The 21,164-nt window shown below is 39.6% G+C and carries 19 protein-coding genes; 12 read left to right on the top strand and 7 right to left on the bottom strand.

The genetic code is table 11. The features are described 5' to 3' along the window. Positions 1 to 170 precede the first annotated feature (170 nt). The 3 genes from ESV85_RS12955 to folP form a co-directional block, all read right to left on the bottom strand. Entirely contained in the window at positions 171 to 2,804 is a 2,634-nt protein-coding gene (locus ESV85_RS12955; protein ID WP_146918249.1) for a valine--tRNA ligase, read from the bottom strand. 264 nt (positions 2,805 to 3,068) lie between these two features. After that, positions 3,069 to 3,950 (bottom strand): diadenylate cyclase CdaA, encoded by an 882-nt coding sequence (cdaA, locus tag ESV85_RS12960; protein ID WP_146918251.1) that lies wholly within the window; start codon positions 3,948 to 3,950, stop codon positions 3,069 to 3,071. Further along, positions 3,947 to 4,831, bottom strand: coding sequence for a dihydropteroate synthase (gene folP, locus ESV85_RS12965; protein WP_146918252.1), 885 nt, complete (start codon positions 4,829 to 4,831; stop codon positions 3,947 to 3,949). Before folP ends, cdaA begins: the two co-directional genes overlap by 4 nt. Positions 4,832 to 4,845: 14 nt before the next feature. Here folP and ESV85_RS12970 point away from each other — a divergent pair, with 14 nt between their 5' ends. From ESV85_RS12970 to ESV85_RS12980, 3 genes are read left to right on the top strand one after another with little or no spacing between them, the layout of a single operon-like run. Beyond that, on the top strand, positions 4,846 to 5,391 hold the full coding sequence (locus ESV85_RS12970) for a DUF1599 domain-containing protein (protein ID WP_146918254.1): 546 nt from the start codon (positions 4,846 to 4,848) through the stop codon (positions 5,389 to 5,391). After that, positions 5,384 to 6,484, top strand: coding sequence for a BT_3928 family protein (locus ESV85_RS12975; RefSeq protein ID WP_146918256.1), 1,101 nt, complete (start codon positions 5,384 to 5,386; stop codon positions 6,482 to 6,484). Before ESV85_RS12970 ends, ESV85_RS12975 begins: the two co-directional genes overlap by 8 nt. Positions 6,485 to 6,487: 3 nt before the next feature. Then, a complete protein-coding gene (locus ESV85_RS12980; RefSeq protein WP_146918258.1) occupies positions 6,488 to 7,018 on the top strand; it encodes a shikimate kinase in 531 nt (176 codons plus the stop codon). Here the strand turns inward: ESV85_RS12980 and ESV85_RS12985 are convergent. Further along, complete coding sequence (locus ESV85_RS12985) at positions 7,008 to 8,522, bottom strand: OmpP1/FadL family transporter (protein ID WP_146918260.1); 1,515 nt, start codon at positions 8,520 to 8,522, stop codon at positions 7,008 to 7,010. The genes ESV85_RS12980 and ESV85_RS12985 overlap by 11 nt on opposite strands. A gap of 178 nt (positions 8,523 to 8,700) precedes the next feature. Then, positions 8,701 to 10,035, bottom strand: coding sequence for a hypothetical protein (locus tag ESV85_RS12990; RefSeq protein ID WP_146918262.1), 1,335 nt, complete (start codon positions 10,033 to 10,035; stop codon positions 8,701 to 8,703). Between the two features lie 122 nt (positions 10,036 to 10,157). On the opposite strand from ESV85_RS12990, the gene proS reads away from it, so the two are divergent. The 3 genes from proS (at position 10,158) to floA (ending at position 13,216) form a co-directional block, all read left to right on the top strand. After that, positions 10,158 to 11,639 carry a proline--tRNA ligase gene (proS, locus tag ESV85_RS12995; RefSeq protein WP_146918264.1) on the top strand — a complete coding sequence of 494 codons (1,482 nt, stop codon included), beginning with the start codon at positions 10,158 to 10,160 and terminating at the stop codon, positions 11,637 to 11,639. Positions 11,640 to 11,739: 100 nt separating this feature from the next. Next, positions 11,740 to 12,198, top strand: coding sequence for an NfeD family protein (locus ESV85_RS13000; protein WP_146918265.1), 459 nt, complete (start codon positions 11,740 to 11,742; stop codon positions 12,196 to 12,198). A 1-nt stretch (position 12,199) separates the two neighbouring features. Further along, complete coding sequence (floA, locus tag ESV85_RS13005) at positions 12,200 to 13,216, top strand: flotillin-like protein FloA (protein ID WP_191322009.1); 1,017 nt, start codon at positions 12,200 to 12,202, stop codon at positions 13,214 to 13,216. A 10-nt stretch (positions 13,217 to 13,226) separates the two neighbouring features. On the opposite strand, the gene ESV85_RS13010 is transcribed toward floA, so the two are convergent. Next, positions 13,227 to 14,792, bottom strand: a complete 1,566-nt coding sequence (locus ESV85_RS13010) for a WG repeat-containing protein (RefSeq protein ID WP_146918267.1) — start codon at positions 14,790 to 14,792, stop codon at positions 13,227 to 13,229. Positions 14,793 to 14,886: 94 nt separating this feature from the next. After that, entirely contained in the window at positions 14,887 to 16,152 is a 1,266-nt protein-coding gene (gene hemA / locus ESV85_RS13015; RefSeq protein ID WP_146918269.1) for a glutamyl-tRNA reductase, read from the bottom strand. 195 nt (positions 16,153 to 16,347) lie between these two features. Here hemA and ESV85_RS13020 point away from each other — a divergent pair, with 195 nt between their 5' ends. The 6 genes from ESV85_RS13020 to ESV85_RS13045 all read left to right on the top strand — a co-directional run bounded on the left by ESV85_RS13020 (position 16,348) and on the right by ESV85_RS13045 (position 21,143). After that, positions 16,348 to 17,028 carry a ComEA family DNA-binding protein gene (locus ESV85_RS13020; protein ID WP_146918271.1) on the top strand — a complete coding sequence of 227 codons (681 nt, stop codon included), beginning with the start codon at positions 16,348 to 16,350 and terminating at the stop codon, positions 17,026 to 17,028. 54 nt (positions 17,029 to 17,082) lie between these two features. Next, the gene (locus ESV85_RS13025; protein WP_146918272.1) at positions 17,083 to 17,556 is read left to right on the top strand and encodes a type I restriction enzyme HsdR N-terminal domain-containing protein; all 474 of its coding nucleotides are present in this window, start codon (positions 17,083 to 17,085) and stop codon (positions 17,554 to 17,556) included. A gap of 66 nt (positions 17,557 to 17,622) precedes the next feature. Further along, a complete protein-coding gene (locus ESV85_RS13030; RefSeq protein WP_146918274.1) occupies positions 17,623 to 18,336 on the top strand; it encodes a Crp/Fnr family transcriptional regulator in 714 nt (237 codons plus the stop codon). Positions 18,337 to 18,372: 36 nt separating this feature from the next. Then, a complete protein-coding gene (locus ESV85_RS13035; protein WP_146918276.1) occupies positions 18,373 to 18,882 on the top strand; it encodes a rhodanese-like domain-containing protein in 510 nt (169 codons plus the stop codon). A gap of 89 nt (positions 18,883 to 18,971) precedes the next feature. Beyond that, on the top strand, positions 18,972 to 19,736 hold the full coding sequence (locus ESV85_RS13040; RefSeq protein WP_146918278.1) for a DUF547 domain-containing protein: 765 nt from the start codon (positions 18,972 to 18,974) through the stop codon (positions 19,734 to 19,736). 51 nt (positions 19,737 to 19,787) lie between these two features. After that, a complete protein-coding gene (locus tag ESV85_RS13045) occupies positions 19,788 to 21,143 on the top strand; it encodes an NAD(P)/FAD-dependent oxidoreductase (RefSeq protein WP_146918279.1) in 1,356 nt (451 codons plus the stop codon). The last annotated feature ends 21 nt before the right edge of the window (positions 21,144 to 21,164 follow it).

Below are 21,164 nucleotides of genomic sequence, written 5' to 3' on the forward strand. Positions count from 1 at the left end.
GGGCTTTTTGCTTTAAGGGAATTAACCACTGAGGCCAAAAAGAGATGCTCTCCAACCTTCGAGGTTTACAAAACCTAGACGGTTTTATTATAAGTCTAAGTAAGCGTTTGAATCTGCTACCCGTTCCCTATAAAACTTTTCGCCATTGCGCCTTAGCGGGAGTTTTGGTTCTATCCTAGCTTGGCTAGACTTTCTTCCAAAGCTTTGATCTTGGCTTCTGCGTCAGCTTGTTTTTTGCGTTCCATTTCAATGACTTGAGCAGGTGCTCCCGCAACAAACCGTTCGTTGCTAAGCTTTTTCATTACTGAATTCAAGAAACCTTTATTATAATCGATCTCTTTCTGGATATTTTCTTTTTCCTCTTCCACGTTGATCGAGCCTCCCACTGGGATAAAGCACTCATCAGACTTCACCACAAAGCTGATTGCATTCTCTACTTTTTCACCAAAGTTCAGTGAGGATAGATTGGCTAGTTTATTTAATACAGTTGAGAATCTACCGTAAAGGGCTTCGTTTCTAGTATTGATCGTAAGGTCAAGCGCATCTTTCGGAGACATTCCTTTGGATGCACGTAGATTTCTTACTTGTGATACCACTTCAAAAATCTGTGAAGCATCCTCTATGATTTGTGAATCATACCCTTTTTCTCTTGGCCAAGAAGCCAGAATCAAGGATTCCTCTACAGATCTTTCTTTGATCTGATGCCAAAGTTCTTCCGAAATAAACGGCATGAAAGGATGAAGAATTCTTAATATGTCTTCAAAAAGAGCAATAGTCTTGTCGTAAGTCTGCTGATCGATAGGATGCTGATAAGCTGGCTTGATCATCTCCAAGTACCAAGAACAGAAATCCCCCCAAACCAACTTATAGGTCGTCATGAGCGCATCGGAAATTCTGAATTTCTCGAAGTGATCATTGATTTCCACCAAAGCCTGATTGAAGCGGTTCTCGAACCATTCTATACTAGAGGCATTGGCAGATCCGTCAAGGTTTGGATCAATTTCCCAGCCTTGAACAAGACGGAAGGCATTCCATATTTTGTTAGAGAAGTTTCTTCCTTGCTCCACCAATTTGTCGTCATACGGCAAATCATTTCCGGCAGGAGAGGAGAAAAGCATTCCTGTACGAACACCATCAGCTCCGTTTTGAGCGATAAGATCTAGTGGATCAGGAGAATTACCGAGCGACTTGGACATCTTTCTACCCAATTTATCCCGTACGATTCCCGTCAGGTACACGTTTTTGAAAGGCTTTTCGCCAGTATATTCATAGCCGGCAATAATCATACGTGCCACCCAGAAAAATAGGATTTCAGGAGCAGTCACCAAGTCATTAGTAGGATAGTAGTATTTTAGTTCTTCGTTCGGTTTGCCAGTGGTAAATACTTCTGGGTCAAAAACCGAGATAGGCCAAAGCCATGAGCTGAACCAGGTATCCAATACATCCTCGTCTTGTTTCAGGTCAGCTAAAGTGAATTTGCCATCATATTGCTCATTGGCGATTATCAAGGCTTCCTCAGCAGTTTTTGCTACTACAAATTCTCCGTTTGGAAGGTGGTAAGCTGGGATTCTGTGTCCCCACCAAAGTTGGCGGGAGATACACCAATCACGTACATTTTCCATCCAAGAGCGGTACATGTTCTTGAATTTTGGTGGATACAACTGGATCACATCATCCATTACCGCACTTAGTGCAGGCTTGGTGATTTCGTCCATTTTCAAGAACCATTGCAAGGAAAGCTTAGGCTCAATCACTGCATCAGTCCTTTCGGAATGACCAACGTTGGATTTGTAGTCTTCGATTTTCTCCAATTGATCTACTGCCTTAAGTTTTTTGGCAATCATTTTTCTAGCCACAAAACGATCTTCTCCTACAAGAATCTGAGCTTTTTCATTGAGTGTGCCATCATCATTTAAGATGTCGATCACTTCCAGTTTATGCTTAAGTCCTAATTCGTAGTCATTGATGTCGTGAGCAGGAGTCACTTTCAAACAACCTGTACCGAACTCCATATCTACGTACTCATCCTCGATGATCGGAATGGCTTTGTTGATCAGAGGAACGATGGCTTTTTTACCTTTTAAATGAGTAAATCTCGGATCATTTGGATTGACACAAATCGCTACATCGGCCATGATGGTCTCAGGGCGAGTAGTCGCAATAGTCAGGAATTGATCTTCCGTCCCTTCGATCTGGTATTTGATATAGTAGAGCTTAGACTGAATTTCCTTAGTGATTACTTCGTCATCGGACAAAGCCGTTTTGCCTTGCGGATCCCAGTTTACCATGCGGATACCACGATAGATTTTTCCTTTTTTGTGGAGATCTACAAAGACAGAGATTACTGCATCACTCAGATCAGCATCCATCGTAAAGGCAGTGCGATCCCAATCGCATGAAGCGCCAAGCTTCTTCAGTTGCTCTAGGATAATTCCTCCATATTTATCTTTCCATTCCCAGGCATGTTCCAGAAATTTCTCACGAGTCAGAGATTTCTTGTCTATTCCCTGCTCTTTTAGCATGTTCACTACTTTGGTCTCTGTAGCAATAGATGCGTGATCAGTACCAGGCACCCAAAGTGCATTTTTGCCTTGCATACGTGCTCGGCGAATCAAAACATCCTGTATGGTATTGTTCAGCATATGCCCCATGTGCAAAACGCCTGTGACGTTTGGTGGAGGCATAGTAATAGTGTACGGTTCTTTGGAATGATCAACTTTCGAAGAAAAAAGCTTGTGCTCCATCCAGTAAGCATACCATTTGGCTTCGGTAGATACTGGATCGTATTTGCTGGCAATAGACATATTCGGATTATTAATTAGAGGGGCAAAAATAGGGAATTTATACTTTGGAAGAAGACTATATGGTATAGGAAACAGCCTTTTTCAAATCATGAGCTACTTTTTAAACAAGAATAAACTTAGGGTCGATGAAAACCACTTAAGATTTATTTTATGTCGGGGATTGATTTGGTGGAAAAATTACTAGCCTAGCTCCTCTGCGGAAGTAGTGACACCTGTTGTACTTAAAGTAGTTGATAAAAAAAAGCAAGTGATAACTTGCCGTTTTTATGTTGTTGACTTACTAGTCATTGCGAGTTTTCTTCGCTTTTTCATCTCATATTCTTCGAGATCTTCAAAACGCGTATCAACATCAAGATTATTAAGATAATCATTGATTGTTTCTCTTATTTCTTGGAAGGACATATTATGGATGATTTTTCCATTTTTGGACATAGATAATTGTCCTGTCTCTTCAGATACAATCAAAACAATAGCATCTGTAGCTTCTGACATGCCTATAGCAGCTCGGTGGCGAAGTCCAAATTGCGCAGGCACTTCGCGCTCTGTTACTGGTAAAATACAGCGAGCGGCTTTTATTTTTCCGTTGTGGATGATGACAGCACCATCATGAAGCGGGCTATATTTATTGAAAATGGAGATTAGAAGTCTTTTAGATAGTTCGGCGTCCAAAATATCTCCACTTTCTGCATAAAATTTCAATTCAGTACTTTTTGAAATAACCATCAAAGCTCCAGTATTACTGCCTGCCAGCGTTTTAGATGCGTCAATGATAGGGCTAATATTGAAAAGAGAATTGTCCTTTTTTCTCCAGAAGAAAAGCATATCCTTCCAGACGTTGTCATCTGATAATAAAGAAGATCGGCCAATTAAGAGAAGGAATTTCCTTATTTCTGGTGCGAAAATAATGATGGCTGCTATTACACCCACTCCCATGAATTGGCCTAAAATAGCAGAAAGAAGCTCCATTCTAAGAGCTCGTACCAATAAGTAAATCAGATAGATAGAAAGAAAGCCAAGAAAAATCTTGATTGCTACACTTCCTTTAAGAAGTTTATAGACTTGATATAATAGGGCTGCAACCAAGGCAATATCTATGATATTGACGATGGAAATGTCTAAAAATCCTATTTTGAAAAGTAATGTCAAGGGTATAAAGTGTTGTATAATTTTAATGTTTCGTTTGCTTCTTTAACGTCGTGAACTCGCAGGATGTTTGCCCCATGACACAAAGCAAACATATTTAATGCTGTAGTGCCATTAAGTGCTTCTCCAGCTACTACATCTAATGCTTTTGATATCATGGATTTTCTCGAAATACCTACGAGCACTGGTAATGAAAGCGCTTGGAACTGATGAAGGTTCCGTAGCAAGAAATAATTTTGTTCGAGAGTTTTTGCAAATCCAAACCCAGGATCAATTATTACATCTTTGATGCCAAACTTTCTGAATTGTTCCAGTTTTTCAGTGAAATAATACAATATTTCTCCCAAAATATCTGAATAATTCGTTTTTTTCTGCATGTTTTGAGGATTTCCTCTCATATGCATCGCTACATAAGGAACTTGAAGCTTTCCTACAGTTTGTAGCATTTCCTCATCCAAATCCCCTGCCGAAATATCATTTACGATATGAGCGCCTGAAAGTATCGCCTCCTCAGCAACTTTTGCACGAAAAGTATCAACTGAAATTAATGTGTCCGGATAATTAGATACAATCCATCTGACAGCAGGAATTACTCGGTCGATTTCTTCTTGCAAACTTACCTCAGCTGCTCCTGGTCTGCTACTATATCCTCCAAGATCCAGTATGCCAGCGCCATTAGAGATGTGCGATCTGACTAATTTCGCAACTTTATCTATTGATTTCTCGGCTCTACTTCCTTCGAAGAATGAATCTGGCGTTAGGTTTACTATTCCCATCAGCTGAGGTTTATCCCAGCTGATAAGCCTTCCATCGATTAGAAGGGTGTTTTTTTGGGGAAATAATTTATCTTCGATTTTAGAAGACTTGCCCGGTAGAGGAAACATTAAACAAATATACTTTGGAGACGCAAACGAGTAACGAATATAGGGAAGTTATCAGCCGTTGTAAAGAACTATTTCGTAAGAAGACTATAGATTATGGTACAGCATGGAGAATTTTTCGGCTCTCCTCCATCACAGATCAGATTTTCATAAAAGCTCAACGTATCCGCTCTATACAGGAGAAAGGAAGTCAAAAAGTAAATGATCCTATTGAAGATGATTTCGTAGGGATTATTAATTATTGCCTGATTGCTCTACTTCAAATCAGTTATTTGAAAGATAAGCGGATGGAGATCCCCTTTGAGGAACTGGAACCCGCTTACGATCACTGGGTAAATGAAACGCGTGGTCTTTTGGAAAATAAGAATCACGATTATGGAGAAGCTTGGCGAGATATGAGGGTGAGTTCGATGACGGATATTATCTTGATGAAATTGTTACGGACAAAACAAATAGAAGATAATCAAGGAGAAACATTAGTGTCAGAGGGTATAGAAGCTAACTATCAGGATATGATCAATTATGCAGTGTTTTGTTTAATTAAATTAGACTATCATGTTTAAGCAAGGGTTTTTATGGGTGATTCGATTTATTGTCGGAGGCCTTTTTATTTTTTCAGGACTGATTAAAGTCAATGATCCTGTAGGAACAGCGATCAAATTGGAAGAGTACTTTGATGTGTTCTCGAATGATATAGCTGGTTTTTTCATCTATTTGAAGCCAATTGCATTGGAGCTTGGGATATTTCTAGTTGTGGTAGAAGTAGTTCTTGGTGTGATGCTGATATTGGGAGTAAAGAGCAGATTTACTGTCTGGGCACTAGGCTTAATGATTTTGTTTTTTACGTTTCTCACTTTTTACTCCGCATATTTCAATAAAGTGACTGATTGCGGGTGTTTTGGTGATGCAATTAAATTGACTCCGTGGGAATCTTTCTACAAAGATTTAATCCTATTGGTATTGATTTCTATACTCTTTTTGTTTCAAATGGATTTGCCAAAAACATTTCCGAAATGGGCTAAGGGTGTAACAGTAGTTGCCATGGTATTATCTTTTGTTTTGGCGGTATTAGCTGTTCGCAATCTCCCTTTTATAGATTTTAGGGCATATAAAATAGGGGTGAATATTCCTCAAAATATGCAGCCATCTTCTCCTTTGCAGTATTCCTACGTGATGAAAAAGGATGGGGAACTTCTGACTTTTGATCAGTATCCATCTGATGAAAGTCTGGAGTTTGTAGAAATGAATTTGAAGAACCCGGATGCATTACCGAAAATTTCGGATTTCGCAGTTTGGAACGAGGATGGTGATTTTTCTGAAGAAGTTTTCACCGGAAACAAAGTATTGATTTTAGTAAGTAGTATGGCTAAGCTGAATGATTCCAATCTAGATAAAATTGATCAGATGGTTAAATCACTAAAAGGCTCTCCTGTTCAGCCGGTATTTGTGGCTGCAGCATCTCAGGATGAAATCCAGAGTTTTACCAAATCAAGGGGCTGGGATGTGCTTTCACTTCAGGCTGATGCCACTGTAGTCAAAACAATAATCCGATCTAATCCGGGAATACTAGTGCTTAAAAATGGTGAGGTACTGGGAAAATATCATCATAATAACACTCCTGAGGCAATTGAAGTCTTGGATTTATACATGAAATAGGAGATGGGTAAGGATTTGAAAATCGTTTTGGTGGGACTTCCTGGTTCCGGGAAAAGTACGTTTGGAAAACAACTTGCTGCAGTGTTACAGTTTGCTTACTATGATCTAGATCAGCTGATTGAAGATCGTTTTCAGATGACAATTCCTGATATTTTTTCAAGATATGGTGAAGGTAAATTTCGTGAATGGGAGACAGAGGTTCTTCAGAAATTTTTGAATAGAGAAGATTCTTATGTTCTGGCTTCTGGTGGGGGCTGTCCCTGCTTCAATGACAACATGGACTTGATTAATGAGAAAGCAGTGTCCGTGTATTTAGATGTGCCATTAGAGGAGATTTCAATGAGGCTAGGTTTATCCAAAGCGCAAAATAGGCCAATGTTTTCAGGGCTTGATCAGGGCGAAATCACCTTGAAATTAAAAAGTTTGCTAGTAGAGAGAGATTACTTCTACCGCCAATCAAAAATAAAACTCAGCGGTGAAGACTTCTCCGCTGAGTTATTAGTGTCTGAATTGATTCGTTTGCTTAGAAACTAAGACCTAGTGTTAGCACTCCGTTTAGCTGGTTATTTTTTATATCAGTGACAGGACCTATATTATTCCCCTGATTGTCTAATACTTGATAACTACTATAAAGTGTATTGAATTTTTGATTCACGAGTGCAAAGTCGACTGAGAATTTTTTAATTTTCATACCCAAGCCACCCGTGATTTGTTGTGAACTTCTGTCATAATCTGAATCAGCGATAGGGTCGCCATAGTAACCATAGCCTCCTCTAAATCTAAAGTTGTTAAGTCTATATTCTGCTCCAAATCTAAAATTAATAGTGCTCGTATAAAGGTTTTGAATTTCCAAATTGTCCGGACCTTCATCAAAATCTTTCGATTTAATTCTAGCAGCGCTATAGTCTACCCATTCAACATCTGTGGAAAGGAATCCATTTTTCCCTAAGAAAACAGTAGCACCACCACCTATTTTAAGGGGAGTGTTTAGATTGTAAGAGCTAATGAATACGTCTGTAAATTCCTGATACTCTCCTAAAACTTCTTCGATATCTTCTGTTGGGTTATACACATACCCATCATAATTAGCATACATGTCAGCTGAGTATTCATCATTTAGGGCATACCAAGTTGGTGATTGAAATGTAAAGCCTAAATTCAAGTAGTCAATTGGTTTGTAAATCAGGCCTAAATTTAAGTTAACTCCACCGCCATTTATGGATAATCGCTCATTCAGAGATGAATTTATAAGAGGAGCATCAGTACCAAAAAATTCATTATAAACCTTAGTAGATGAGAAATTTAATGATCTTATGCCTACAGATCCGCCAACAAATAATTTATAATTAAAATTTGCTCCATAAGCGAATGTTATTTGACTAGAACTACCTTCCTGACTAATATTCTCATCTTGCTGAGCGGTGAAATCTAAACTGTTTATTGGTAAATATTCACCTGAAATGGGTTGACCATTTGAGTTATATGCAGGATTGATCTGGTATGTTTGATAAGCTAGGTTAGTTAAACCTGAAAATCGTTCAACTGGGAAACCATTTGCGTCTTGGACGTAAAAATCCATAATAGAAGTTTCACCTGGTTGCACCGAGAAATATCCATATTCAGTATTAAAATTAGCTATTCTCTGAATACTAATTCCAAATGAACCTCCCTTGAATGCACCTCGCTCGAAATCATCTTTTGGATTAGCCATAACAAAACTCACATTAGGTAATGAGAAGTCGGTTGTATTATAGCTTTTGCTTTGCCCCAAATAATTGGTTTTAACGCCCCAGTCGGTATAACCTATAGTACCACTTGCCTCTGATGATCTAAAGAAACCTAAGCCTGCTGGATTTCCTGCAATATTAGAAACATCACCACCTAAGGACCATTGTGTTCCTCCGACCCCCATTATACGGGCTGAACCAGCTAGTTTGACTTGGCTGAATCTGTAAGCATCTTCGTAATATCCACTTTGTGCGAAAAGCGACGATGCGGAAAATAAACATAGTGATAAAACCAGAATGGGTATTCTCATTTAGATTTGATTTGGATGTAGTAAATAAACGTAGGTACCTGATGAAAATGTTTCTTTAATGTGGATTCTTTTTCCGAAAAAAACTCAATAAAGAAATTGAGAGGGGTCTATAAAATAGGTATTAACAAATAAGGCAGTGAGAACACTGCCTTATTTGTATTTAAATTACCAAAAGAAATTAATTACCTCGACCTCCTCTAGTTGGAGTTGATGTAGTTCTTGTACCGCCTCCTGAAGTTCCAGTACTGCCTGAGCTTCTAGAAGGAGTGGTGTAAGTAGGTGCACTCATTCTTGTAGGAGTACTTGTTCTACTTGGAGTTACTGTTCTTGTATTTGTACCACCTCTGTTATATGAAGGCGAAGAAGTTCTTGAAGGCACGTTACTTCTATTATATGAAGGGCTTGATGTTCTAGTATTGGATGGGGTTGCAGATCTTACTGTTCCACCTCTACCGGTATTGATAGATCTACTATTTGAATTACTTACACTAGGTCTAGCAGATGGCATTGCACTTCTTGAATTTGAAACAGATCTGCCCATGGCAGCTGAACCAACATTTCTTGTGCTTCCTTCTCTAGCTCTTGAAGTATAATAATCATTTTGAGATGAACTGAAGTCTCTAGCCGAAACTCTTGAATTATCAGAATTAGAAACTAACCGTCTTGAGGTGGCACTATTACTACTATTTAGGACTTCCCTTCTAGCTACTGCTCTAGCAGTACTTGGTTGAAGTGCAGCATTAGATACGCTTCCTCCTCTAGAAGCAACTAGTGATGAGCCTCTTGAAGGTCTTGCTCCTCTTACAACTCTACGATCTCCATATTCTCCGCCAGGAAGTACATAGACTGGATTGCTCGAGAACATTGGAGAATAACCATAACCTGGATATCCGTAACCATATCCACCCATGCCATAAACTGGTCCCCAAGGATCGTAAAATCCCATCATGCCATAAGTCGGTCTATAATACATAGATCTATAGAAAGGATTACCAAAACCAAATCCTATACTCATATTAAATCCTGATCTAAAACCATAGCCCATGTAAGGATTGAATAATCCACCCATTCCAAATGAATTCATTCCATACATCATACCCATGTTAAAAGCCATGGAATTGCTGAAGTTGGAATTGTTTCCTGAGCTACCTACCCGATAATTGTCGTAAGCGTTAATGTCTGGATTGTTTTCTTCTTCACCAGCTTCATCGAAATACACTATATCATCCTGAGTTGTATCTTCTTCAGTCTGATACCTAGCGATATAGTCTGGATTTACGTTTCTTGAACTAAAACTTTCCTGAGGAATTGTTTCAGTTGACGTTGATGAAAGTTTCTGGAATTGCTCTGGATTATTGTTTTGCACAGCATATTCAGTTGCTACTCTAGCATCTGAAGCCATGAAATACAAATTATCGTTAGTGTCTTTAGTAGCTAATTGGCTAGTGCTACACGATACTAAGATCAGCGATCCGAGGATAAATGAGGAGGTTATGATTGAGGAATTCTTCATAGTAGAAGTTTAAATGTTACTTTCTTATACGAGAGCAGAAGTGAAGGGTTATACTTTTTGGTTTATATTTGCCCCGCATAAGTTAGTAAAAATAACCAGAATCTGTATCTCAACCAACCACAATGAGTAAAGGACTACCTAAGAGAAGCGAGGATTATTCGCTTTGGTACAACGAATTAGTTAAAAAAGCCGACTTGGCAGAGAATTCCGCTGTCAGGGGTTGCATGGTCATCAAGCCTTACGGCTATTCAATATGGGAGAAAATGCAAGCAGAACTTGATCGGATGTTTAAAGAAACCGGTCATTCCAATGCATATTTTCCACTTTTTATTCCTAAGTCTTTTCTAAGCAAGGAAGCTAAACATGTCGAGGGCTTTGCAAAGGAATGTGCAGTAGTCACTCACTATAGACTCAAAAATGCTGAAGATGGAAGTGGAGTGATCGTAGATCCTGATGCTAAATTGGATGAAGAGCTAATCGTACGCCCTACTTCAGAGACAGTTATTTGGAGTACTTACAAAAATTGGGTTCAATCCTATAGAGATCTTCCGCTCTTGGTGAATCAGTGGGCAAATGTTGTTCGCTGGGAAATGAGAACAAGATTATTCCTACGTACTACAGAATTCCTTTGGCAGGAAGGTCATACGGCTCATGCGACTAAAAAGGAAGCTGAAGAGGAGACTATGCAAATGATGAATGTCTATGCACAGTTTGCTGAAGATTTTATGGCTTTGCCAGTAGTGAGAGGAAGAAAAACTGAAAGCGAACGCTTTGCGGGAGCTGACGATACCTTATGTATTGAAGCTTTGATGCAAGATGGAAAAGCTCTTCAAGCTGGAACTTCACACTTTTTGGGGCAGAATTTTGCTAAAGCTTTCGATGTGAAATTCGCCACAAAAGAAGGTGGCCTTGAATACGTTTGGGGAACTTCATGGGGCGTAAGTACTCGTTTGATGGGAGCATTGATTATGGCTCATTCAGATGATAACGGTTTGGTTTTGCCTCCAAAATTGGCACCAATACAAGTAGTGATTATTCCTATATATAGAAAAGACGAAGAGCTGGATGCCATCACGGAGAAAGCTAATGAGATTATAGCTGAACTTCGCAAAGTTGGGGTTTCAGTGAAATACGATAATCGTGATACGTACAAGCCAGGATGGAAATTTGCAGAGCATGAGTTAAAAGGTGTTCCGCTTAGAATTGCTATTGGCCCAAGAGATTTAGAGAATGGTACCATTGAAATCGCCAGACGTGATACGCTGACCAAAGAGCAATTTGAATTGACCTCGCAGCCAATCTCAGATAAAATCACTGCGATGTTAGCTGAAATCCAAACTAGCATCTATTCAAAAGCTTTCAATTTCAGAGCTGAAATGACTACGGAAGTGAATTCATGGGATGAGTTTAAAGAAGTTTTGGAAGAGAAAGGCGGGTTCTTGTCTGCGCATTGGGATGGAACTGCTGAGACCGAGGAGAAGATCAAGGATCTCACTAAAGCAACAATACGATGTATTCCTTTAGATAGAAAAGAAGAAGCGGGAGTTTGTGTCTTTACAGGGCAACCTTCTACAGGCCGAGTCCTTTTTGCAAAAGCCTACTAATCAACAAGCCCGGAAATATCCGGGCTTTTTTTATTTGTAATTGACGAGGGATAACTAGGAAACTTGTATTTTAGACATCTATTCTTTTTCTGAAAAGTCAATGACAATCCTAGTCCTATCCAGTCTTCTTATTATTGGTCTCGTCCTTTTACTCGCCGAAGTACTGTTTGTACCTGGGACTACGGTAGTTGGGATCTTTGGGCTTGCTGTGAGTTTGGCAGGGGTAGCCTATGCTTTTTTGAGCTTTGATGCTGAGGTCGCTTGGTGGATTACTTCTGCTGCGGTGATCCTGAATCTTGTAGCTATAGTTTATGGGTTCAAATCAGGTCTTTGGAATCGTTTCTCCCTTAAGTCTTCTATGCAAGGTGGAGCCTTTGATGGCCGTACTGATGCCTTACAAATAGGAATGCCAGGCAAAACAATCTCAGACCTTAAACCGATTGGAAAAGCTAGCTTTGGAGATGTAGTATATGAGGTGAAATCAGAAAATGGTTTTATTGCTGTGGAGACTGACGTCACCATTATCAAAATCGAAAACAATAAAATTTTAGTAAAATAATATGGAGAATTTAGATCCGAACAGTTCAATGTTCATCCTAGTGGCTGCGGTCGCAGGAATCGTCCTACTTTTCATCTTTTTGTACTTTGTTCCAGTCAACCTCTGGATCACAGCTCAATTTTCCAATGTGAAAGTTGGAATAGGCGAGCTCATAGGGATGAGAATTAGAAAAGTGCCACCAAGTATTATTGTTAATTCTCTGATTACGGCTACTAAGGCAGGACTTGAGATGACGACTAATGACCTAGAGACTCACTACATGGCAGGTGGGAATATCCCAAACGTGATCAGAGCGTTGATTTCAGCTGATAAAGCAAATATCAATTTGACCTTCAAGCAAGCTACTGCGATTGATTTGGCTGGTAGAGATGTGTTTGAAGCAGTTCAGATTTCTGTAAATCCAAAGGTGATCAATACGCCTAATGTAGCTGCAGTAGCTGCGGATGGTATTCAGTTGATTGCAAAAGCTAGAGTAACTGTACGGGCTAATATTGCTCAATTAGTTGGTGGTGCTGGTGAAGAAACTATTCTTGCTAGAGTAGGTGAGGGTATTGTTACCTCTATCGGTTCGGCTGCTACTCATAAGAGCGTGTTGGAAAACCCAGATAAAATCTCAAAACTTGTTCTTCAAAGAGGTTTGGATGCAGGAACTGCATTCGAGATTCTTTCAATTGACATTGCTGATATCGATGTGGGAACAAACATCGGTGCGAAACTACAAATCGATCAGGCTTCTGCAGATTTAAAAGTTGCTGAAGCAAGAGCGGAAGAGAGACGTGCGATGGCTGTTGCTTTAGAGCAAGAGATGAAAGCTAGAAATGTGGAAATGAGAGCTAAGGTAATTGAAGCTGAAGCAGAAATTCCAAAGGCTATAGCAGAAGCATTCAGAACGGGTAAGCTTGGTGTCATGGATTACTATAGAATGGAAAACATCCAATCTGATACTTCCATGAGGGAATCAATTGCTAACTCAGACGAATCGAAGGATTCTGGTAAAGGCAAAAACGAGAAAAAATAAGAAAAGGGGCTCAGGCCCCTTTTTTGTTTTTCTTTCCTGATTCTTCATTGAGTTGAATCACCGTAGGTATATAGCTGTTTTTTGTAAAAATCTGCTCATTAGCCCAATCCACAAGGATTTTTTCGTATGCCAAAGGAAGAATGATTTCTCCTGCCTCGTTGATTACGCCTGTAAGTCCATCCTTCTGTACAATCACAAAATTCTTTCTTTCTCTTCTTAGATTCTCAAATTCTGTAGGGATAACTTCATTTGCCTCACTGTCGAGCAGACCAGATTTCCCTGACTTTTCTACCGTGAAATATCCGTCCGTGGTCCGGTAGATATTATCATAGCCTTCGGTATTAAGAGCTGCGCCGAATGTGTTTAAAAGGAAGTATTTACCATTCGCTCTCGCAATGGCTAATCCCTTCTGAAATGGCTTTATTTCCTCCCACGATGCATCAGAAACTAGCTCACCGGATGAGCGTATTAATCCCCAATTCTGAGTAGTGCGGTAAGCAGCCATTTTCTCTGAAAATAAGGTTGTCTCTGCATACTGAGGTTTGATTACCCAATCGCCAGATGCATTTACAAAACCAAAAGCGCCTTTTGATTTAGCGGGGAAAAGTCCCTCATTACCAAATTTGATCTCATCTACCTCAAGCATAGGCTTTACTAGCCAGCCTTTTTTTCCTAATAGGCCAATTCTCGCGTCGCGAAAATGAACATTGTATAAATCTTGACCGATTTTGTCGACAGAAGTAATGCCTACATCGTCAAGCAAAATACCATCGTCTTCCATCACACGGCGAAGCTTGCCGTGGATATATTCTAGCATGATATCATTCTCGAATGTGATCTTATGGAATGAATTGTAGCGGATATTTGATTTGATATCATTTCCCTCGATCAACAAATACTGATCTTGGTTAAATCCGTAGTAGAAATTGCCGTGGGTGTGTTGCAGTGTCTCGATGATAGGATCCATCACATAGTCACCTTCTCTGTTGATCAATCCAAAACCGCTGGCTTCCTTGGCTAAAACAAACTCACCCTTATTATCTGAAAGGAGCTCGAAAGTTTTGTCAGGATTTGAGGATAAAGGCATAGAATACTCATTCCCTTTTCGGATGATGATTAGGCCGGTGTTTGTAATCTTAGCCTCATCCAACTCACCCAAGTAGGTTGTTTTGTTAAAGCCTCTTTGAAACAGCCAGTACTCATTGCCTTTGCTTGCCAAAAGCATATTGAAGTAGGTGTCGATTTTGTCATATTCTAAAGGCAATACCTGCTGACCATATTCATGAAACGCACCAATTCCATTTGGGCCTTTCACGATTATCCAAGGCTCTAGGTATTGATAAATTTCCGTACCCACTAGAGAAACCGCAGGTCTCAAATCACTTGACAATAACGAAAGTTCGTTACCTGCCTTACCAATTCTCACGGTCTCACTTAGAAGATCGATTTCATCGTAAATCAATCGTGATTGAAGTTGGATCTTAGTATCATAAACTTCCCAAGATTGAGCTTGCGTAGCCTTAGTAGTTAAGAATGTGAGAATGAGACTTACGAGTAGCGTAAATTTTTTATTCATTTAAATATTGGTTATTCGGGAAGGGCCTAAAGGTAAAATGACCAAAGGTTTGATTCAATCCTTTGGTCATTTTTATTAGAATTTGTAGTGCTAACTACTCTGTTTTTACTTTTTCCAGATCAAACAAGTCCGAAATGATTTGGATCATTTCCTCTGCCTGATCACGTTGGCAAGCTGCTCGAAGTTGCACCACAGGAACTTTGAGTATTTTCTGCATCATGCTCTTAGTGATTTTGTCTATCACTGCGTATTCTTTTTTGTCAGCATTTTTTGCAAATCGTGCCATTTCTTCCTGACGGATTTGCTCTAAGGACTGCTTGAGTTTATTAATAGTCGGGGAGGCAATCATTTCCTTTTTCCAATCGAAAAATTCCTTTATGCTTTCCTCAATTATTTCTTCCACCTTCGGAACAGACGCTAAACGCTTTTCCAATGTTTCAGAAGCTTTACTGCGAATGTTGTCTACGTTGTAAAGTACTACACCAGGAACATCTTCTACAGAAGTTTCTACGCTTCTTGGTACAGATAGATCGACAAGCAATTTATAGCTATTGATCTGGAATTTCTTAACCAATTCCTTGGTGATGAATGGTTCAGAACGCTGAATAGAACAAACAATCACGTCAGCTTCTTCCATAGCTTCCAGGCATTTCTCAAAAGGAACGACTTCAAAGCCCATTTCCGCGGCTATAGATTCTGCTTTGGCTTGGGTTCTATTCGTGATTTTGACTTTCGCGGTAGGAAGATGAACCATGTTTTTGGCCACATCTTCACCTATCTCGCCAACTCCGATCAATAATATTCTAGGCTCGAATGTATTTGAAGTTAAACTTTCGATCAATTCAATCGCTGCATAAGACAAAGAGGCCGCTCCATCTCTGAAAGCAGTTTCTTGCACGATGCGCTTATTGGTGAAAAAGACCGTGTGCATCAATCGATGTAAGAATGGCCCAGTCATATTCAAATCAGCAGACGCTTGATATGCTCTTTTTACCTGATTGGAGATCTGAATATCACCTACAACCTGAGCTTCCAATCCCATAGATACTCTGAACAAATGCCGGATAGCAGATATGTCATCATTGAGAATTTCAAAATACTCCAGGTAATTAACGATATCTGTCAGTCCTTTTTCAAGACCAATCAACTTAATTATCTCTGTGCTTATATCTTGATCGTGGCTATAGTATACCTCAGTCCTGTTGCAGGTAGAAAGTATTAAGGTGTCATTTAGGCTAAAAAAGTCTTTGATTTTCAGTAAGATAGCATGTACAGCCTTCTCATCCAGAGAAATAATTTCTCGGATTTGAACGGGTGCATTTTTATGTGATAAACTGAGTGCTCTAAATTTGACTTGCATCATGCTTAAGCTTGGACTGCAAATTTAACAGACAAAGACACGGGAAGTGCCATTTTGGGCAGGTATCTGTTAATTTGTAATCTGTCTAAATAACTGACTCCAATATTACTGCAATACTAGTGAGTATTGATTTCTGATTCTAATACTATTAACTTATGTCTGATAGATAGGTTCTATCATTTTTTTTGAAATACTATGAGAGCTAGATTTTTTTATTGGCTGAAAGTTTACCTGGGATTCTCCAGTAAGGAATCACGTGGATTCGTGTTGCTAATTCCTGTTTTACTTCTATTTGTAATCTCCACAGGTGTTTTCAGAAAGATCCGAAAGATAAAAGCTGAGAATTTTCATGTTCAGTTTCTAGCAAGCATAGATAGTATTCAAGCTTCAGGAATTGTACTTGTGAGTTCACCTTTTCCTGTGTTCAATCCTCAGGATACGATTGTAAAGAAGTCAAACTCGAAGCAGCTCGAAAATCTCAACCGAATTCCATTTTCTGAAGCAGATTCGGTCACATTACAAATAGTACCAGGAATTGGTCAAAGTACGGCAAGTAGGATCGTAAAGTTTAGAGAAAGTATTGGTGGACTTCATTCCAAAAATCAGCTCACTGAAGTGTATGGGTTGAAACCTGAGACTATTGATGCGATATGGGAATATTTCGATTTCTCTCCTGTTATATTTAAAAAAGTAAAAATCAATCAGATTGAGGCGGATGAATTGGCGAAGCATCCTTATGTAAGTTATGCTGAAGCAAAAGTTCTGATCGCCTATCGCAAGCAACATGGCTCCTTCCAATCTTCAGATGATTTTTTGAAAATCAGAATATTCAAGCAGGAATGGATAGATAAAATCGCTCCCTATCTTGATTTTTAAATAGCTGAACAAATTGATTTTCCCCAACTGAGCGATTTTCCCCATCTTTGATCCATGGATTCTAACCTGGATCAGATTCATTTACCCACACTCAATTTACCACATTTCGAGCCCCAGCTTCTGGAGAAGGAGGGGAAGATGTGGATATTCGATTCGCTTCGCAAAAAGCAACTCGTATTGACACCTGAAGAATGGGTTCGGCAACACTGGATCAACTTCCTTATTACTCAGCTTAAATTTCCAAAAGGGCTTTTTGCATTGGAAAAAGGGTTAGTTTACAATAAACTGCTCAAGCGCACTGATTTGGTAGTTTGGGACAAAAATGGGAACCCATATTTGCTCATCGAGTGCAAGGCTCCCAAAGTAAAATTGACGCAGAAAACGATAGAGCAAGCATGTATGTATCATAAGGAATTAAAAACGCCTTTTTTACTTATCAGCAACGGGCTACAGCATATCTGTCTAAGCTTTGACTCTGTTGCGGAGAAGTTTACTCAAGAGAAAAATTTCCCCGAACCCCCAGTTTAAGATCTTATATTGTAAATTCACAAATGAGATTTATTTCACAGTAACCTGAAATCACTTCCATTGATTATGTCTAAAACCTCTTCCATTCACCCGTGTGATTTATGCAGTAGCCGGAAGCTTTCAATGTTTTCTGACCTTACAGAAGAGCAGGCATGCAATATTTCAGATAATAAGAACATGATCTCTCACAGAAAAGGGCAGATGCTGTATTACGAGGGAGCAAAACCACTCGGAGTTTTTTGTGTGAATTCAGGCGTTAGCAAAATATTCAAAACGGCATCCAACGGTAAAGAACAGATCATTCATTTGGCTCAGAAGGGCGATCTTTTGGGGTACTCAGCATTGCTAGGAGAGGAAAATTACACAAACGCCGCCATGGTGATTGAGGATGCCAAAATCTGTTTTATTCCAAAGGAGATTTTTCTCAAAGCCTTGATTAGTAATGGGCCATTTTTCAAAAGACTGACGAAAGCACTTAGTCATGAAATTGGCATAATGGAGGAGAAGTTAGTGGATGCTTCGCAAAAAAGCATCCGTGAGCGTTTGGCGTATTTGCTCTTACAACTTGCCAATTCCTATGGACTTGATGGAGGAGATCATCAGCAGATTGATTTGGTGCTTAGCCGGGAGGAGATTGCTAGTTTGATCGGAACAGCCACTGAATCAGTTATCCGACTTTTATCCGAATTCAAAAAAGACAAGCTCATCGAATTGAAAGGCAAGAAAATCGTGATCTTGGATAAAGACGGTTTAGTGAAGCTTTCAGATTTTTATGCCTGAGTTGAACATAGCTTCTTGTATTTGGGTTAAAGCGGTATGAAGTCTTACCTTTCTAAATACCTTATTGCGCTTTTACTAGTCCCCGCGTTTTTCATTTTTTCTACTACTGTAGATGCCCAATCAATTGCGTATAAGGCCTTACTTTCCACGCTTTACGATTCTAAATTCCCAGTCCTGAAACCCGCTCAATTAAACGATTTGAGTAACTATCAAGTGTTGGATACACGGGAGAAAGAAGAGTTTGAAGTCAGCCATCTCAAAGACGCAGCTTGGGTAGGATATGACACATTTACCTTGAAAAATGTAGCTTCCCTTGATAAAAACAAACCAGTTCTTGTGTATTGTACCGTCGGAGCTAGATCTCAAGAGATTGGCAAAAAACTTAAAGAGGCGGGTTTTAAGGAAGTTTATAACCTGTACGGCGGCCTGATTGAATGGGCAAATGAGGAAAAGCCAATTTTTCATGGAGATTCGAAAACGCAGAAAGTGCACACCTATTCTCAATCTTGGGGGATATGGTTGACAAAAGGAGAAAAGGTTTATTAATTACCTCTTTTGGTCTTTCATACGACCAATTACTATTTCTCCACATCCTTATTTTGAATCGGATCGTAAATCATCCTAAATACATCCTTATGAAAAATTTAAAAGTCCATATTGTTCTTTTCTTCAGCATAATTCTTTTGAGCTGCCAAAGCGCAGTGCCAAGTATGGCTGAAACCACTCCACCTAGTCACAAAGCATGGAATGAATTGCTAAAGGCAAATGTCAGTGCCGATGGAACAGTTAATTACAAAGGATTTATCAAAGAGAAAGCGAAGCTGGAAGCCTATTTGAAAAGCATAAGTGAAAATGCTCCAGATCGTAAAACTTGGTCAAAGAATGAGCAATTGGCTTATTGGATCAATGCATACAATGGCTTTACAGTAAAGTTGATCGTGGATAATTATCCGGTTGAAAGTATAAAGGATCTAGGGCCAGCATTAAAAATCCCGTTGATTAAAGATGTGTGGCACTATCAATTTTTCAAAATAGGAGGTCAGGAATCCAGCTTAGATGAGATCGAGCATTCTATTTTAAGAAAGGAATTTGAAGAGCCTCGAATCCATTTCGCGATTAATTGTGCTTCAGTTTCTTGTCCGCCTTTGCTCAATGAAGCTTTCGAAGCGGCTATCATCGACGCCCAATTGGATAAAGTGGCAAAAGGCTTTATCAATGACTCTTCTAGAAATAAAATCACTCCAAATGCAATTCAGATTTCTTCAATTTTCTCCTGGTTCAAAGGTGATTTCACTAAGAATGGAAGCCTAATTGACTTTTTGAATAAGTACAGCAAAGTCAAAATTAAGGCCGATGCAAAAGTGTCGCATTTGGATTATGATTGGAATCTGAACGAATAGAACCAAGTTTTTGGTAAATTTCAAATTGAGTCTTAATTCAACCCCCAACCAATGAGTTCAAATCGCCATGTGGTCATCATCGGCAATGGAATAGCAGGAATTACCTGCGCTCGCCAGCTACGGAAGCTCGATGATTCGGTCAGGATTACCGTGATTTCGGGTGAATCGAAATACTTTTTTTCCAGAACTGCACTTATGTATGTGTTCATGGGACACATGAAATTTGAGCACACTCAGCCTTATGAGAATTGGTTTTGGGAGAAAAACAAAATTGAACTGAAGGAAGCTTGGGTGAAATCGATCGACTTTACTGCAAAGAATCTTTTTTTCCAGTCTGGTGAAAACATGGTCTATGATGAGCTTGTGATTGCTACAGGTTCTAAGCCGAATAAGTTTGGCTGGCCAGGTGAGGATCTTCGAGGAGTTCAGGGGTTGTATTCCAAGCAGGATTTGGAGCTAATGGAGGAAAACACAGCGACCGGAGTAACCCGAGCTGTGATTGTGGGTGGAGGTTTGATTGGGATTGAGATGGCGGAAATGCTAGCTTATAAGAAGATTCCAGTGACTTTTCTAGTAAGAGAATCTGGCTTTTGGGACAATGTACTACCAAAAGAAGAATCCGAGTTAGTCAGTCGACATATGCGTGAACACCACATTGATCTCCGACTAAATGAGGAGTTGCAGGAAATAATTTCCGATCCAAATGCCCGAGTGAAAGCTGTCCGTACCAAATCCGGTGAGGAGATTGAATGTCAATTCGTCGGACTTACCGCTGGAGTGACTCCAAGCATTGACTTTCTCCGAAATACAGAATTAGAACTGAACCGTGGGGTAAAAGTTGATTTTGGTTTTCAGACCAATATTCCAAATGTGTATTCCATAGGTGATTGCGCAGAATTTCATGAGGCGCCTGCTGCAGATCGCAAAGCTGTGGAGCAAGTTTGGTACACAGGAAGAATGCACGGGGAGACCATGGGTTATATTCTGGCCGGCAAAAAAGTTACTTACAAACCAGGTATTTGGTTTAATTCCGCCAAGTTCCTGGATATAGAATATCAAACTTACGGAACAGTACCTGCTAAGTGGGACACTGAAAAAGTGAAGTCCTTCTATTGGGAGCATACCAGCGGAAAAATATCTTTCCGAATGCTAATGGATTTGCAAGGAAAGATTTTGGGCGTGAATAATTTCGGTTTTCGTCTTAGGCATGAGTTTTTCGATCAGGCAATCCGAGAAGCTTGGGATGCAGCCAAAGTGATTTCCAAACTTGATAAGGCCAATTTCGATCCTGAGTTCTTTGCACCTTACTATATAGAAATTCAAAAGGCTTTCAAGAGCCAATTCGGAGGGGACGTCAAAGTTTCCAAGAAAACATTTATCCAAAAACTATTCGGAGCAAGCGTATGAAATCGAGCAAGACGATATTGT

It is taken from the genome of Algoriphagus aquimarinus, assembly GCF_007997215.1.
Taxonomy (GTDB): Bacteria; Bacteroidota; Bacteroidia; order Cytophagales; family Cyclobacteriaceae; genus Algoriphagus; species Algoriphagus aquimarinus_A.

What these genes read in the sequence shown, in the direction of transcription:
- ESV85_RS12955 (WP_146918249.1), bottom strand. Translation starts at nt 2,804, where the DNA reads ATGTCTATTGCCAGCAAATACGATCCAGTATCTACCGAAGCCAAATGG.
- folP (WP_146918252.1), bottom strand. Translation starts at nt 4,831, where the DNA reads ATGTTTCCTCTACCGGGCAAGTCTTCTAAAATCGAAGATAAATTATTT.
- ESV85_RS12975 (WP_146918256.1), top strand. Translation starts at nt 5,384, where the DNA reads ATGTTTAAGCAAGGGTTTTTATGGGTGATTCGATTTATTGTCGGAGGC.
- ESV85_RS12980 (WP_146918258.1), top strand. Translation starts at nt 6,488, where the DNA reads ATGGGTAAGGATTTGAAAATCGTTTTGGTGGGACTTCCTGGTTCCGGG.
- ESV85_RS12985 (WP_146918260.1), bottom strand. Translation starts at nt 8,522, where the DNA reads ATGAGAATACCCATTCTGGTTTTATCACTATGTTTATTTTCCGCATCG.
- ESV85_RS12990 (WP_146918262.1), bottom strand. Translation starts at nt 10,035, where the DNA reads ATGAAGAATTCCTCAATCATAACCTCCTCATTTATCCTCGGATCGCTG.
- proS (WP_146918264.1), top strand. Translation starts at nt 10,158, where the DNA reads ATGAGTAAAGGACTACCTAAGAGAAGCGAGGATTATTCGCTTTGGTAC.
- ESV85_RS13000 (WP_146918265.1), top strand. Translation starts at nt 11,740, where the DNA reads ATGACAATCCTAGTCCTATCCAGTCTTCTTATTATTGGTCTCGTCCTT.
- floA (WP_191322009.1), top strand. Translation starts at nt 12,200, where the DNA reads ATGGAGAATTTAGATCCGAACAGTTCAATGTTCATCCTAGTGGCTGCG.
- ESV85_RS13010 (WP_146918267.1), bottom strand. Translation starts at nt 14,792, where the DNA reads ATGAATAAAAAATTTACGCTACTCGTAAGTCTCATTCTCACATTCTTA.
- hemA (WP_146918269.1), bottom strand. Translation starts at nt 16,152, where the DNA reads ATGCAAGTCAAATTTAGAGCACTCAGTTTATCACATAAAAATGCACCC.
- ESV85_RS13020 (WP_146918271.1), top strand. Translation starts at nt 16,348, where the DNA reads ATGAGAGCTAGATTTTTTTATTGGCTGAAAGTTTACCTGGGATTCTCC.
- ESV85_RS13025 (WP_146918272.1), top strand. Translation starts at nt 17,083, where the DNA reads ATGGATTCTAACCTGGATCAGATTCATTTACCCACACTCAATTTACCA.
- ESV85_RS13030 (WP_146918274.1), top strand. Translation starts at nt 17,623, where the DNA reads ATGTCTAAAACCTCTTCCATTCACCCGTGTGATTTATGCAGTAGCCGG.
- ESV85_RS13035 (WP_146918276.1), top strand. Translation starts at nt 18,373, where the DNA reads ATGAAGTCTTACCTTTCTAAATACCTTATTGCGCTTTTACTAGTCCCC.
- ESV85_RS13040 (WP_146918278.1), top strand. Translation starts at nt 18,972, where the DNA reads ATGAAAAATTTAAAAGTCCATATTGTTCTTTTCTTCAGCATAATTCTT.
- ESV85_RS13045 (WP_146918279.1), top strand. Translation starts at nt 19,788, where the DNA reads ATGAGTTCAAATCGCCATGTGGTCATCATCGGCAATGGAATAGCAGGA.